This window comes from Streptomyces sp. NPDC127084 (assembly GCF_042724175.1).
GTDB lineage: Bacteria > Actinomycetota > Actinomycetes > Streptomycetales > Streptomycetaceae > Streptomyces.
Genome location: NZ_JBHXFA010000001.1, coordinates 72,535 through 86,925 on the forward strand (window position 1 = coordinate 72,535; position 14,391 = coordinate 86,925).

Annotated in this window: 12 protein-coding genes, 1 tRNA gene and 1 pseudogene; 5 read left to right on the top strand and 9 right to left on the bottom strand. The window is 69.3% G+C overall.

Annotated elements, in window-relative coordinates; genetic code table 11:
• Nucleotides 1-418: 418 nt before the first annotated feature.
• Together ACFWI9_RS00330 and ACFWI9_RS00335 are read left to right on the top strand one after the other, a co-directional pair.
• Nucleotides 419-565: a hypothetical protein gene (locus ACFWI9_RS00330; protein WP_387157810.1), complete on the top strand. Its 147-nt coding sequence runs from the start codon at nt 419-421 to the stop codon at nt 563-565.
• A gap of 301 nt (nt 566-866) precedes the next feature.
• The gene (locus ACFWI9_RS00335) at nt 867-1,337 is read left to right on the top strand and encodes a hypothetical protein (protein WP_387157811.1); all 471 of its coding nucleotides are present in this window, start codon (nt 867-869) and stop codon (nt 1,335-1,337) included.
• An 80-nt stretch (nt 1,338-1,417) separates the two neighbouring features.
• On the opposite strand, the gene ACFWI9_RS00340 is transcribed toward ACFWI9_RS00335, so the two are convergent.
• The gene (locus ACFWI9_RS00340) at nt 1,418-2,101 is read right to left on the bottom strand and encodes a hypothetical protein (protein WP_387157812.1); all 684 of its coding nucleotides are present in this window, start codon (nt 2,099-2,101) and stop codon (nt 1,418-1,420) included.
• A gap of 836 nt (nt 2,102-2,937) precedes the next feature.
• Between ACFWI9_RS00340 and ACFWI9_RS00345 the strand changes: the two are divergent.
• Nucleotides 2,938-3,086: pseudogene (locus tag ACFWI9_RS00345) on the top strand (YnfA family protein); the annotation flags it as partial.
• A 421-nt stretch (nt 3,087-3,507) separates the two neighbouring features.
• On the opposite strand, the gene ACFWI9_RS00350 reads toward ACFWI9_RS00345, so the two are convergent.
• From ACFWI9_RS00350 to galU, 7 genes are all read right to left on the bottom strand, one after another.
• Nucleotides 3,508-3,581: transfer RNA gene (locus ACFWI9_RS00350), tRNA-Ala, on the bottom strand.
• Nucleotides 3,582-3,685: 104 nt separating this feature from the next.
• Entirely contained in the window at nt 3,686-4,714 is a 1,029-nt protein-coding gene (locus tag ACFWI9_RS00355) for a hypothetical protein (RefSeq protein WP_387157814.1), read from the bottom strand.
• A gap of 142 nt (nt 4,715-4,856) precedes the next feature.
• Nucleotides 4,857-5,462 (bottom strand): GNAT family N-acetyltransferase, encoded by a 606-nt coding sequence (locus ACFWI9_RS00360; protein WP_387157815.1) that lies wholly within the window; start codon nt 5,460-5,462, stop codon nt 4,857-4,859.
• 17 nt (nt 5,463-5,479) lie between these two features.
• The gene (locus tag ACFWI9_RS00365; protein WP_387157817.1) at nt 5,480-6,007 is read right to left on the bottom strand and encodes a molybdenum cofactor biosynthesis protein B; all 528 of its coding nucleotides are present in this window, start codon (nt 6,005-6,007) and stop codon (nt 5,480-5,482) included.
• Nucleotides 6,004-6,507: a cyclic pyranopterin monophosphate synthase MoaC gene (gene moaC, locus ACFWI9_RS00370; protein WP_387157819.1), complete on the bottom strand. Its 504-nt coding sequence runs from the start codon at nt 6,505-6,507 to the stop codon at nt 6,004-6,006. Before moaC ends, ACFWI9_RS00365 begins: the two co-directional genes overlap by 4 nt.
• 55 nt (nt 6,508-6,562) lie before the next feature.
• Nucleotides 6,563-7,918, bottom strand: coding sequence for a gephyrin-like molybdotransferase Glp (glp, locus tag ACFWI9_RS00375; RefSeq protein WP_387157992.1), 1,356 nt, complete (start codon nt 7,916-7,918; stop codon nt 6,563-6,565).
• 91 nt (nt 7,919-8,009) lie between these two features.
• Complete coding sequence (galU, locus tag ACFWI9_RS00380; RefSeq protein WP_387157820.1) at nt 8,010-8,921, bottom strand: UTP--glucose-1-phosphate uridylyltransferase GalU; 912 nt, start codon at nt 8,919-8,921, stop codon at nt 8,010-8,012.
• Between the two features lie 152 nt (nt 8,922-9,073).
• Here galU and ACFWI9_RS00385 point away from each other — a divergent pair, with 152 nt between their 5' ends.
• Nucleotides 9,074-9,682, top strand: a complete 609-nt coding sequence (locus tag ACFWI9_RS00385) for a 5-formyltetrahydrofolate cyclo-ligase (protein ID WP_387157821.1) — start codon at nt 9,074-9,076, stop codon at nt 9,680-9,682.
• Between the two features lie 48 nt (nt 9,683-9,730).
• Here the strand turns inward: ACFWI9_RS00385 and ACFWI9_RS00390 are convergent, their stop codons facing one another.
• Nucleotides 9,731-12,559, bottom strand: a complete 2,829-nt coding sequence (locus ACFWI9_RS00390; protein WP_387157822.1) for a penicillin acylase family protein — start codon at nt 12,557-12,559, stop codon at nt 9,731-9,733.
• Between the two features lie 258 nt (nt 12,560-12,817).
• On the opposite strand from ACFWI9_RS00390, the gene ACFWI9_RS00395 reads away from it, so the two are divergent.
• Nucleotides 12,818-14,332, top strand: a complete 1,515-nt coding sequence (locus tag ACFWI9_RS00395) for a potassium/proton antiporter (protein WP_387157994.1) — start codon at nt 12,818-12,820, stop codon at nt 14,330-14,332.
• The last annotated feature ends 59 nt before the right edge of the window (nt 14,333-14,391 follow it).

The window sequence follows — 14,391 nt, forward strand, 5'->3', positions numbered from 1 at the left end:
GTCCGGCCCGTTGTCGCTCCAGGCGAGCGCTCAGTCCCCCTCGGCGGGGGCAAGAGGGAAGGCCGTCGCCCGGCTGCCCGGTCGCGGACACGCGGTCCGCGTTCTCCAACTCCGACTGCTGCTTTGTGATCTGCCTCTCGCTCAGCCTCGGGCTCCCAGGTCATCCCTTGGACGGTTCCGGCGCAACGCAAAGCCCGCCGGAAGTACGCGAAGCGCGCCAAGTCCTTCGTGGACGAGGCCCCGTAGCGGCCCGAGACCGACACTGCCGGAGCCGGCTCGAGCACCTCGGCAGTGAGCTTGCCGCCTTGAGGTCGCCGAATGTCGGCTTGACGTAGTTCCGGACGATGCCCTCGGCCCGCTCGTACGACGTCTCGACGTCGAGCTCGGCGACGCCGAGCCAGCGGTCGAGGAGAACGGCATGGTGACCTGGGACTTGGGGCGGCGCTGGTCGCTGGCCTGGTCGAGCAGCCGGGTGCAGATCTTCTCCGCTGTGGTCCAGTCCTTGGCCTGCCCGGTGAGCCTGACGGCGACGTCACTGGGGATATCCCACACGCACCGCACGTGAACGTTCCCTGACCAGCCAATTCAGTCAGGGCCCGTCGGTGTGCCCAGCCGCCGAGATCGCCCACTGTTCGCCGTGATTCCCCGCTGGAACGGGCTTCTCTCGCGGCGCGGGGGCGATCCGGTTCGGCTCCAGCCCCACCTTGTCGGGGTGCACAGAAGCGGCCGGCGCGTTACTGCTCGTCGCCGCTAACCTGCTCGGTCTCGGCCTGGGCGGTGCCACCGTGGCCGAAGACGTCCAGGACCAGACCGTGACTGTGCCGGATACCGGGGCGGGCGACTGAACGAGCGGATACGGTTCCCCCATGACGAAAACTGCCCGGACCGTGAAACGTACGGGAGCCCTCGTCGCGGCGGCCGCCGTGACCGCGCTCGCCCTCCCCGCCCAGGCCCACGCCGCTGCCGTCGCCTGCGGCGGCGGGGTCTCAACGCAGAACATCGGCGCCCGGGGCTGTATTTCCGCCGAACGCTGGAAGGACGGGAAGGTCTTCTGGCGCGACATCACCGCCCACGCCCTCATCACCAACTCCCGCTCCCACGCCTCATGGGTCGAGTACGAGGCGTACCTCCACGTGCAGGGGGACGGCGACGACTGGATGAAAATGGGCAGCGGCCGGACCATCGTGCAGCGGCGTTCCACGGTCGGCCCGATCGCCATCGCCACTTCCACCCGCATCTGTGGCCCGGTCAAAATCACGATCCGCGTCCACGTGAGGCCGGCGGGGGGCGCCTGGTCGAACTGGTCCAGCGCGGCGACCTCGCAGTGCCAGACCTGACGCTGCCAGCCCTCGCACACCGCAGCGCCCCCGCCTCCGCGACCAGGAGGACGGGGGCTCTCGTGTTTTCTGCGGGGGAATCATGCGGCCACGGGACGCCTGTGCAGCTCCTTCGCGGTCTCCCGCTTCAGACGCGCCTCGAACTCCTCGCGTGTCTCTACCCGCAGCCGGTCCGGGTACCGCTTCATCGGCCCGATGGCGGCGCGGGAGGAGCGCAAGATCGTGTTGAGCGTCATGCCGAGCTGCCGGGCGACGGACCGCTTGCTGTGACCGGCGGCGAGGAGAGCGTGGATGGTTGCGTGTTCGGCGCGGGTGCGTTCAGCGAACCGGTGCCCCGTAGGCCACGGCGACAACGCAGTCGGCTCCGCCTTCTCCTGGGGTTCCTCTTGCCGTGCCGGCATGGGTCGCAAACAGCCGCGGTGCCGGTGGACGCACTTCTCGGCGGGCGCCGACATGCCGGCGGTTCGGGGAGGTCCACCGTGCTGGACCCGGCCCGCTGCGACCGACGCTCCCGACTTCCCCAGCCTGACGCCGACGCCTACGCGGACGCCTGGGACGCCCCGTCCGGACGGCAGGCCGCCGATCGACTCCAGCACCTGGCCGACCAGTTGGTCCTCACCCCCGTCCGCCTTGCCCGGGACCGCGGCTACTTGCGCGGCTGGCGCGGAGGCGTGGGCGTGGATGCGACCCCGATCCCGGTCCTGACCCGCCCCGACAGCGAACGCACCCAGACTGCCTCGGTGGAGATCACCGCTGGCTGGCACCCCGCGGCGATCACCTGTAGTGACTGCAGTCGCAATCCGACATGGCGAACCAGGGGCTCCTGGGTGCCGGGCCCTCGCCTCAGCCGTCCACGTCCGCACAGATCGCCCGGACGAAATGGTCGGACGGGAACGAATCCAGCGGAGATTGGTTCTGGACCTGCGCGAACCATCGGGTGCTTGTCACCGGCCCGTTTGACACGACGTAGGGGGCAGCACCGGCCCACTGCTCAGTGAAGAGACCGCCGCCGGTGAGAACCTTCCCCGGGGGACAGGATGCGTCCTCTCCACAGAGCTGCTGCGGTTCGCATGAGAAGGGCACAGAAACAATCTCCAGTCCTGTGAGGCCAGGAGCGCCGGTGGCACCTGTGGGACCCGTGGCGCCCGTCGGCCCTGCGGGACCGGTCGGACCCGTGATGCCCTTGCGGCACTTGTCGCCGTGGGTGAGGGCTTCCAGCCACTCATGAGGCTTGCCGGGTCGGGCCGCACATCCTCCTCCGGCCGGCAGGACTGCAGCGCCGTGACGAGGCGACGGTTCGAAGCCCTGGGCCGCTGCCCCTACGGGACCTGCCATCCCCAGTTGCACGAGAGTCAGCAATGCCGTGGTGCCGCCAACACACCACGCTCTCTTCCCTGGGAGAGGACCGAGAGCCGACCTCGTTCTGTGCTCGGGGCTCATGGGTGCTCCTTGCAAACCGATTCGAGTGAGGCACCGTAAATCAGTGCGGTACTTTTGGCATTCTCGGTTTGGGGTGGCAGCGACTTGAGGGCATGCCCGAGAGCGTCAACCCATCGGCGCAACCGCGGCCTGCTGACGCGCTGCGGCAGTCCGACTTAGCCTCGCGGCCTACGGAGGCATCTTCGTCGCCGGTTCGATCGCCTGGGGCAGGTCGCCGACGGCTACCGCCCCGACCGCTACGACATCATCGGCGTCCTGGTGTGCCTCGCAGGCATGGCCGTGAACATGTACGCGCCGCGTAACCACTGACCACGCCAACGGTGCTCGACTGAGGTCGGTGGAGCGGCTTTGGGCTGGAGCTGCCATGGGGCGAGAGATCATGGCCCCTTACGCTGGCGGCGAATCGGGCTGGCTCCCCGCCTGCCCGCAATTGCCCGATCGGGGCCGTGATCTTCGAGGCTCGCCCCATGGTGGCTGCCTAAAGCCGTGGAACCGATCGCCCCAGCCACAGCGGGCCTCCTCCACCGTCAACCCTTCGCCGTTTCGGCGTGCGGCCGGCGGTCGGGTGGCCGTGGGGCGAAGACAGGAGCGGCGGCCCGGCCGACGGGCCGCGCGCAGCCGCGCCGTGCGCGGCGGGAGCGCCTTGATCGGAAGTAGTTGCTGTACTTCGCTGCTGTACCGAACGAAAGAGCCCCTGCCGGATTTCTCCGACAGGGGCTCTGACCTGTTGTGGACCTGAGGGGATTTGAACCCCTGACCCCCTCGATGCGAACGAGGTGCGCTACCAGTCTGCGCCACAGGCCCTTGCAACGAGTGAAACCTTAGCATCCCGATCGGGGTGCTCGGTAATCCGTTCCTCGCTCGTCACCTGAGGCGCGATTCCCACAGCGACGGCGCCTCGGTGGAGGTCACTCGTTGGCCGCGCGGGGGCGGTCGTCGTCGGCGTACTGGTCGAACAGGGGGGTGCGGCCGTGGTCGCGGGTACGGCGTGGGGGCGGGGCGGTGCGCTGGCGGGGCGGGGCGGGTGAGGGGGTCGGCTCGGCCGTCGAGGAGCGGGAGGCGCTCCAGGTGTCCGGGTCCGTGATGTCGACACCGCCGCCCGCGCGTGGGGCGACGGGGGCCGTGACGTACGTGGGGAGCGGCACCGGGACCGGGTCCCAGCTGTCGCCGCGGGCGGGGCCCGGGTCGCGTTGCTGGTCGACCCATTCGGCGTGGTCGGTCTGCTCGACCAAGGCCCGGCGGCCCGCCTCCTGCGGGGAGATCCTGGGGGCGGGCTCCGGCACGGGGTGCTCCTCGGGCTGCTCGTCCACCTCCATGACCGTGGGCGGCCGGGTGCCCGCACCCTTCTCACGCAGGCGCTGCGCGGCAGCCTCGGCACGGCGCCGGTCCATGACGTAGACGTACCGGCGGCGCTCCTGCGCCCGCAGATGCGCGATGTAGGCGGTGAGCAGGACCGCCGGGGCGGCCGGTGCCCAGAGAAGGCCGAGCCCGCCGACCGCCGCAACGATCGCGCCGATCGTGAAGGCGAGGAAGAGCAGCACCGTGGTGCGCCGGCGGCGCGCGAGCGCCTTCGAGCGCCGGGCACGCGCTGCGGCTGCCCCGCTGGGACGCGGGGCGCTCGCCGGGGGTCGGATGCGCGCTTCGGTGCGGGCCGGGGGCGCGGCAAAGGACCGGACGTCGACGGAACTCAGTGGGTCCGTTCCGGCGTCCGGTTCGGCGTCGGTGGTCGCCTCGTCCTCCTCCGCGGTGCGCTCGCGCAGCTCCTTGGCGTATCGGCGCTCCATTCCCGCGCGCCCGGACAGGAGCCGGATGGCGGTGCTGAAGCGTTCCGTCGGACGTGCCTCGTTGAGCTCGTCCTGCCTGCGGAGCCACATGGGCACCAAGTAGGCGGCCCAGGCCCCGACGATGACTGCGTAGATGAGGCCGCTGCTGCTCACGCCTCTCACCGTAGAGGGGTTCGCGCGACGGCATCGGCCAATTGGCCCGGTGTGTCGCACGATCTGGCTGATATCACTGACTTTTTTTGTGATTCTTCAGATCGCCCGACGATCGAGTGGCGCATAAATTCGAACAAGTTTTTTATTTCTCGCGGCGGCTCGTACGCCCCTGGTGCCAGCGGCGCAGCAGCCCCTCGGGCGCCTCCTCGGCCGTCAGAGCGAAGACCAGGTGGTCCCGCCACGCACCATCGATATGGAGATAGCGGGGTCGCAGTCCCTCTTCGCGGAATCCAAGTTTCTCCACGACCCTTCGACTCGGAACGTTCTCGGGCCGAATGCAGACCTCGATACGGTGCAGCCCGATGTCACGGAAGCAGTGGTCGACGGCGAGCGCCACGGCCGTCGGCATCACTCCGCGGCCGGCGACGTCGCGGTCCACCCAGTAGCCGACATGGCCCGAGCACATCGAGCCCCAGGTGATCCCGGCCACCGTCAGCTGACCGACCAGCCGTCCCTGGTACTCGACCACGAAGGGAAGCATCCGGCCGGACTGGGCCTCGGCCCGCAGATGGCGGACCATCTGCCGGTAGGTCGGGCGCTGCGCCATCGGCGCGCCTGGCACCGGCGGCGGGATCGTCGCCTCCCAGGGGCGCAGCCAGTCCCGGTTGCGCTGGTTCACCTCGCGCCAGGCCCGCTGGTCGCGCAGCTTTATCGGGCGGAGGGTGACATCACCGTCCGTCAGGACCACGGGCCAGGTACGGGTGTTCAGAGCGAGCTCCCGGAGTGACCCGAGGATCTCGTGTGGTCACCGCCGTGGATCTGGTCCACGGCGTGCGGCAGGATCCGGGCCAGGACGTCGAGCCCGTCCCGTACACCACCTGTCGAGCCCGGCAGATTGACGATCAGGGTCCGGCCACCCGCGACACCCGCGAGGCCGCGGGAGAGTGCCGCCGTCGGGACCTTGGCCAGCCCCTGGGCACGGATCGCCTCCGGGATACCGGGGATCTCGTAGTCGAGCACCCGACGGGTGGCGTCAGGGGTGCGGTCGGTAGGTGAGACGCCCGTGCCGCCGGTGGTGAGGATGACGTCGTACGCCGCTGCGACACCGTCGCGCAGGGCGGTCTCGACCGGGTCGCCGTCGGGGACCACCTTCGGGCCGTCGACCTCGAAGCCCATCGCGGCGAGCCCCTCGGCGAGCAGCGGGCCGCCCTTGTCCTCGTACACCCCGGCTGAGGCGCGGTTCGACGCTGTGACGACGAGGGCGCGCCGGTTGGGGCGGGTACGGAGGTTCACTGCCCGTCCTCCCCGGCGGCCTCCGGACGCGACCAGTCGCCCGACTTGCCACCCGTCTTCTCCTCGACCCGGACATCGGCGATGACCGCCGCCTTGTCCACCGCCTTGACCATGTCCACCACGGTCAGCGCCGCCACCGAGACGGCGGTCAGGGCCTCCATCTCGACACCCGTCCGGTCCGTCGTCTTCACGGTCGCCCGGATCTCCACGGCGTCGTCGGCCACCGAAAGGTCCAACTTCACGCCGGAGAGCGCCAGCGGATGGCACAGCGGAATCAGCTCGGGGGTGCGCTTGGCGCCCATGATGCCCGCGATGCGGGCGGTGGCCAGGGCGTCGCCCTTGGGCACGCCCTCCCCGCGCAGCAGCTCCACGACGCGCGGCGACACGAGAACCCTGCCGCTCGCGCGTGCGGTGCGCGCGGTGACGGCCTTCTCGGAGACATCGACCATACGGGCTGCCCCCGCATCGTCGATGTGGGTGAGTCCTTGCTGCGCGCTCATTGCTGTGGCTCCCGGTCGCTGTGTGGTGAGACACCGTACCGCCACGGCGCGGCGCTCAGCCGAGCAGCACCACCTCCGTCTCAGTGCCCGGCTCGACGGAGGTGACGGCCTCGGGGACCACGATGAGCGAGTCGGCTTGAGCGAGGGCCGCGACCAGATGGGACCCGCTGCCGCCGACCGGAGTGACGGTGCCCTTCTCCGCATCGTAGGCACCTCGCAGGAACTGGCGCTTGCCGGCGGGTGAGGACAGCGCCTTGTCCGCGCGCAGCTCGGCGCGCACCCGGGGGCGGTGGATGTCGTCAAGGCCCATCAGGGCGCGAATGGCCGGGCGTACGAACAGCTCGAACGACACATACGACGAGACCGGGTTCCCCGGCAGCGCCAGCAGCGGGGTGCGGTCGGGGCCGATCGACCCGAAGCCCTGTGGCTTGCCGGGCTGCATGGCGAGCGTACGGAAGCTCACTCCCGTGTGCTGATGTTCCTTGCGGTGCTCTTCTGCGTCGTACTGCTCGTCCGTGTCGGCGGTCCGGCCGTACGTCGCGTCACCGAACGCCGACAGCGCCTCCTTGACGACGTCATACGCTCCGACACTCACCCCGCCCGTGGTGACCATCAGATCAGCGCGGACCAGCTGGTCCTCGATGGTGGCGCGCAACTCGTCCGGGTCATCGGTCACCGCTCCGACGCGGTAGGCGATGGCTCCCGCGTCCCTGGCCGCCGCGGTGAGCGCGAAGCTGTTGGAGTCGTAGATCTTGGCTTCGCTCAGCTCCTCCCCCGGCTGCACCAGCTCACTGCCGGTGGAGAGCACCACCACGCGTGGCCGCGGGCGCACCCGGACGCTGCCCCGCCCGATCGCGGCGAGCAGACCGATCTGCGGAGGGCCGAGCACCGTGCCCGCCGACAGGGCGAGGTCGCCGGAACGCACATCGCTGCCGCGCGCCCGGACATGCGCCCGTGGGCCCGCCGCCCGGTGGATCCTGACCTCGCCACTGGCGCCTTCGGGAGCATGCCCGGCCGGACGCATGGCGGTGGCGGCGCCTTCGCCGCTGCCCCCGTCGGTCCACTCGACCGGTACGACGGTCTCGGCACCAGGTGGAAGCGGCGCACCGGTCATGATGCGGGCCGCCTGCCCCGGCCCCACCTCGCCGCCGCCGCTCAGCCCACCGCTGCCCGCGGCGACATCGCCGATGACCGTGAGGACGGCGGGGAACTCCTCGCCGGCACCCGCGATATCGGCCACCCGGACCGCGTAGCCGTCCATCGAGCTGTTGTCGAAGGGCGGCAGATCGACGGGCACGATGATGTCCTCGACCAGGATGCAGCCCTGGGCGTCGAGCAGTTGCAACTCGATGGGATCAAGCGGCCGGATCGTGCCGAGGACGTCCTTCAGGTGATCGTCCACCGACCACACCGCGCCGCCCCCCGCGCCCGTATGCGCGTCCGTACGGCCCTTGGGGGCGCCCCCCTGGCCGGCGGACGGAGTTGCCGTACTACTCAAAGTGCTACATCTCCTCGGTGACGTAACGGCGAAGCCAGGTCCGGAAATCCGGTCCCAGGTCTTCACGTTCGCACGCGAGTCTGACAATGGCTCGCAGGTAGTCGCCACGGTCGCCGGTGTCGTAGCGTCGGCCCTTGAAGACGACGCCGTGCACGGGACCCCCGAGTTTCTCGTCGAAGGCCAGCTTCTGGAGGGCGTCGGTCAGCTGGATCTCGCCGCCGCGGCCCGGCTTGGTCTGCTGGAGTATCCCGAAGATCGCGGGATCGAGAACATAGCGCCCGATGATCGCGTAGTTGCTCGGCGCGTCGGCCGGGTCGGGCTTCTCGACCAGGCCGGTCACCCGGACCACGTCGTCGTCACCGGTGGCCTCGATCGCGGCGCAGCCGTAGAGCCCGATCTGGGACGGCTCGACCTCCATGAGGGCGATGACACTGCCGCCCTCGCGCTCTTGGACCTCCACCATGTGGGACAGCAGCGGGTCGCGCGGGTCGATCAGGTCGTCCCCCAGCAGTACGGCGAAGGGCTGGTCCCCGACGTGCGGAGCCGCGCACAGCACGGCGTGCCCGAGGCCCCTGGGGTCGCCCTGGCGCACATAGTGCATGGTGGCGAGGTCGCTGGACTCCTGCACCTTGCCGAGACGCTGGGCGTCGCCCTTGCGGCGCAGCGCCTCCTCCAGCTCGTAGTTGCGGTCGAAGTGGTCCTCAAGGGGCCGCTTGTTCCGGCCGGTGACCATGAGAATGTCCGAGAGGCCTGCGTCCACCGCCTCCTCGACGACGTACTGGATCGCGGGCTTGTCGACTACCGGCAGCATCTCCTTGGGAGTGGCCTTGGTCGCGGGCAGGAACCGGGTCCCCAGGCCTGCGGCGGGGATGACAGCTTTGCTGATACTGGAGCTGTTCCTGTGCGACTCAGTCATGCGAAGCACCCTATCCGGTGACTTTGGGAGCAGGATGAGTGTCCGGATAACTTTCCTCTCATAAAGGCGTATTGACTGAGGTTTGCGAGGCAGCCATGGAAGACGTTCCATCCGATTCGCCCGATCCATCCGATCTGGCTGATTTGGCTGATTTGAGTGATCCAGCCGATCTATCCGAGAAGAGCGCGAAGAGCTCTCTGCGACGTGAACTGCTCGACGCCCGGCGCAAGCTGACCGCCGAGGCGAGAGGGAATGCCGCCGCGGCTCTCGCCCGGCACGCGCTCGAACTCCCTGAGCTCACCACAGCCCGCACCGTGGCCGCCTATGTGTCAGTGGGGCGCGAGCCAGACACCCACGCGCTGATCGACGCGCTGCGCACGCGGGGCGTACGGGTGCTGCTCCCCGTACTACTGGCCGACAACGACCTGGACTGGGCGGAATACCGGGGCGTGGACCGCCTGGCACCCGCCGGGCGCGGGCTGCTGGAACCGGACGGGCCGCGGCTCGGGCCAGGGGCCGTGCTGGGAGCCGATGCCGTACTGCTGCCCGGCCTCGCGGTGGATGAGCGGGGCCTGCGACTCGGCCGCGGCGGGGGCTCGTACGACCGCGTACTCGCCAGGCTCGAAGCCGGGTCCGCGCGGCCCGCCCTCGTCGTGCTCCTGTACGCGAACGAGGTGGTCGCACGAGTCCCGGAGGAACCGCACGACCACCCCGTACACGCGGTGGTGACGCCTCAGGGCGTCCGCAGATTCACGACGTGAACCGCCTGGGCGCCTTGTGCGCCGGCGCGCTCCGGCCGGAGCGCGCCGTCACGGACTGAGGGTCAGCGTCTCTTCCGTCTTGTCGGTGACCGCCTGCTCCCCGTACGCCCAGTCCAGCAGCTCGCCCCTGGCCCACTTCTCCGTCTGGTCGGTGTAGTGCGCGCTGTAGGCGTGCCCGGAGGCCCCGGCCAGATTGATCCAGCGGGACTTGTCCCAGTCGCCGACGTTGACGATCATCCGCATCGACGGCACCCAGATCACCTCGTAGCCACCCGCCGCGTTCCATCCGGTCGCGTTGACGGCGGCCTCGCCTCCGCCGAGGTTCCACGGGCCCCGGTTGAGCATCCACTGCAGTGCGCCCGGGCCGCTGGTGCCGAGGGTCTGGTTCTTGAGCATCAGCTGGTGCAGCCGGCCCCAGTTCCAGCTGGAGACGTCCTTGCCGAGCTTGGCCGTGAGCTCCCAGCGGGCGTCGTCCATGGCTCGCGCCAGCAGCTGGTCGCGGGTCGCGGTGGCGGTCTCCTGACGGTTCGGCGGGGTCTGCCACCACTCGCTGGCCTCGTCTTCCAGCAACCCTCGGACCACCTCGTACCAGCGGTCGCCGCCGTCCGGCTGGGCCGAATCGGCGTCGCGCTGTCCGCACTCGCGTACGAGGCGGCTCAGGTCGTCCACCGGACCCGTGCTGTCGGCCGGACGGACGTTGAGGCACTCGCCCTCGACCCTGAGCTCCTTGGGCAGCTTGTTGCCGAAGGCGAGCTTGAGGACGTTGCGCCAGACCGCGTTGAAGTAGGCCGCGGCTCCGGAGTCCGACTCCTGCGTGTAGTCCCAGCCCTCGAGGAGTTTCTGCGCCTCGCGCACATAGGGGTCGGATACGTCGACCTTGAGCAGGTACGGGGTCAGCAGCTTGGCGATCTCGCTGCTGTTGTCCATCTGCATGGTCCGCATGTCGTCCGTCGAGATCTTCCCGCCGTCCTTGATCTTCGAATCGATGAGGGCGTTGATCCGCTGGCTGCGGGAGCCGTAGCCGTAGTCCGTCGTGATCGGGTGCGGGTACTTCCTGGCGTCAACGACGGCCTGGTTGGCGGTGACGATGTAGCCGCGCTCCGGGTCGTACTCGTACGGAAGCTCGTCGAAGGGGACGTAGCCCTTCCAGTCGGACGTCGGATCCCAGCCGGGTGTCGGCATCGAGCCGTCGTACTTCTTGGAGCGCACCGGGATCTTGCCCGGTGCCTGGTAGCCGATGTGGCCCTTGGTGTCGGCGTAGATCAGGTTCTGGGACGGCACCTCGAAGTCCTTGGCCGCCGCCCGGAAGCCGTTCCAGTCCTTTGCCCGGTTGATCTTGAAGACCGCATCCATGGACTTGCCCGGGCTCAACGCGGTCCACTTCAGCGCCACCGCGTAGCCCTCGCCGCGGTCCGGGGCAGCGCCGTTGATGGGGGCGCGCTTGCCGACGGTCTCCATCTCCTCGCTGCGATCGGAGATCAGCGGGCCGTGCTGGGTCTCGCGAACCATGATGGTGTGGCTCGCGCCGTCCGCGACCTTGATGGTCTCCTCACGGGTCGTGAATGGCTTGACCTTGGTGCCGGCGGTGTAGCCGTTCGCGGTGACGCGCTCCAGGTAGAGGTCGGTGACATCGGCGCCGAGGTTGGTGAAGCCCCAGGCGATGTTCTGGTTGTGTCCGATGATCACACCCGGCATACCGGAGAAGGTGTAACCAGCGACGTCGAAGGAGCAGGCGTCGGAGACAGCACGGCAGTGCAGACCCATCTGGGACCAGATCGACGGCAGCTGCGGCGCGAGGTGCGGGTCGTTGGCGAGCAGCGGCTTGCCGGTGGTGGTGAGGTCGCCGGAGACGACCCAGGAGTTGGAGCCGATACCGCTGCCGCTGGGGCCGAGCGGGGTCGGGATCTCGTCGAGGGTGGAGAGGGAGGAGAGTGAGGAGATCACGGAACTCGCGCTCAGCTGCGACTGCGCGCCCTGGCCTTCGCCCTGCCCCTCCTGGGACGACGATCCCGAGGTGCCGGTACCTGTGCCGCTTCCCGTTCCCGTCTCGGAGCCGCCGTCCGACTGAGAGGACGAGTCCGCACCGGGGTCCCATTTCCCGCTGGCGCTGTCCACGGCGCCACCCTGGACGATCGGCTGGTGCAGCTCGTACGGGTAGTCGGGATACAGATCCTTGATCTGCTTGTCGTTCAGCCTGCTACTCATCAGCGAACGGTCGATCTCGTCCTGCATGTTGCCGCGCAGGTCCCAGGCCATCGCCTTGAGCCAGGCCACCGAGTCGACCGGTGACCACTTCTCCGGCTTGTAGTCGTTGGCGAAGCCGAGCGCGGCGTACTCGACGGAGATCGCCTTGTTCTCCCGCCCGGCGAGATACGCGTTGACCCCGTCGGCGTACGCCTGGAGGTACTTCTTGGTGTCGTCCGACAGGACGCTGTCGAACTCCTGCTGGGCCACCTTGCGCCAGCCGAGCGTACGCAGGAAGGCATCCGTGTCCACCTGGCTGGAGCCGAACATCTCAGAGAGCCGCCCGGCTGTCATATGCCGGCGGACGTCCATCTCCCAGAAGCGGTCCTGCGCGTGAACGAACCCCTGTGCGCGGAACAGGTCCTCATCGCTGCTCGCGTAGATCTGCGGGATCCCGTTGCCGTCCCGCTTGACCTCTACGTGGCCCGACAGGCCGGGGAGCTTGATCGTCCCGGTCGTCTGCGGGAACGAGGCGCGCACCGTGCTCAGGCCCCAGTACGAGCCCCAGCCGACGGTCCCGATCAGCGCCAGCACCAGCACGATCACGATCAGGCGGGCGCGTCGCCCCTTCTTCTTGGCGGGCTTTTCGGCCGCCGGGGCGGCTGCCTCAGCGGCGGCTGTGGAGGAGGGCATCGCTGTCCTTCAAGGGGCAGGGTGGTCCAGGGGAGTGCTGGAGCAACCATAGGCGCAGCGCGAAACCTGCCTGGACGCGGTATCAGTAACGCCATGTCGACATCGCCAGCAGACCCACTCCTATCGAACTGGCGATCCAGTTGATCGCGAAGGCGTCAAGAAAGCGTTAACGATTAGGTAAGGTAACGAAGTGTCTGGCGAGGCGCCGGCCCCGAAGGAACGTTCCGGCGGGGCAGACATGAGGGGAAGGATCGGCCACTGACTGTCCACCAGCTCAATGAACTCCTGCTCATCTGCTCGCTCGTCCTGCTCATCGCCGTGGCGGCGGTGCGCGTCTCGTCCCGGAGCGGGCTGCCGAGCCTGCTGCTGTATCTGGGCATCGGGATCGCCATCGGGCAGGACGGGTTCTTCCACGTCAAGTTCGACAACGCCGAACTGACCCAGGTGATCGGCTATGCCGCACTTGTGGTGATCCTGGCCGAAGGTGGCCTGGGCACCAAGTGGAAAGAGGTCAAACCGGCGTTGCCGGCCGCGGTCTCGCTGTCGCTCGTCGGCGTCGCGGTGAGCGTGGGCATCACCGCCGCAGGGGCGCACTACCTGGTCGGACTGGAGTGGCGTCAGGCGCTCATCATCGGCGCTGTCGTCTCCTCGACGGACGCCGCCGCCGTCTTCTCCGTCCTGCGCAAGGTGCCGCTGCCCGCGCGCGTCACGGGTGTGCTGGAAGCCGAGTCGGGCTTCAACGACGCCCCGGTCGTCATCCTCGTCCTGGCCTTCTCCACGGCCGGTCCGGTGGAGGACTGGTACGTCCTCATCGGCAAGATCATGCTCGAACTGGCGATCGGCGCCGCCATCGGCCTCGCCATGGGATTCCTGGGCGCCTACGCCCTGCGCCATGTGGCGCTGCCCGCCTCCGGCCTCTACCCGATCGCCGTCATGGCGCTCGCCGTGACGGCGTACGCGGCCGGCGCCATCGCCCATGGCAGCGGATTCCTCGCCGTCTACCTGGCCTCCATGGTGCTGGGCAATTCCAAGCTCCCGCACTGGCCCGCCACCCGCGGTTTCGCCGAGGGTCTCGGCTGGCTGGCCCAGATCGGCATGTTCGTGCTGCTCGGTCTGCTGGTGACTCCGCACGAGCTGGTGCACGACTTCTGGACGGCGGTCACCATCGGCCTGGTGCTGACCATGGTGGCGCGTCCACTGTCCGTGTTCGTCAGCCTGCTGCCGTTCAGGATGCCCTGGCAGGAGCAGACGCTGATGTCGTGGGCGGGTCTGCGCGGCGCGGTGCCCATCATCCTGGCGACGATCCCGATGGTCTACGAGGTCGAGTACAGCCGACGGATCTTCAACATCGTCTTTGTGCTCGTCGTCGTCTACACCCTGGTGCAAGGACCCACGCTGCCCTGGCTGGCGAAGGCACTGCGGCTCGGCGACGGGAGCGAGGCGGCCGACCTCGGGATCGAGTCGGCGCCCCTGGAGCGGCTGCGCGGACATCTGCTCTCGGTCGCGATCCCGGCGAAGTCGCGGATGCACGGAGTCGAGGTCGCCGAGCTCCGGCTACCCGCGGGTGCCGCGGTCACCCTGGTCGTACGCGAGGGCAAGAGCTTCGTACCGATGCCGTCCACCGTGCTGCGGCGCGGGGACGAACTGCTGGTGGTGGCGACGGACCCGGTGCGGGACGCGGCGGAGGCGCGGCTGCGGGCGGTCGGGCAGGGCGGAAAGCTGGCCGGCTGGCTGGGTACCGGGCGGGGAAACCCCGGGCACGGCCGCCGCTGACGGCCCGGGGCCGGGTTTCCCGCGTCCCCCGCGGCCCCGTATCAGGGTCCGCTCAGGCT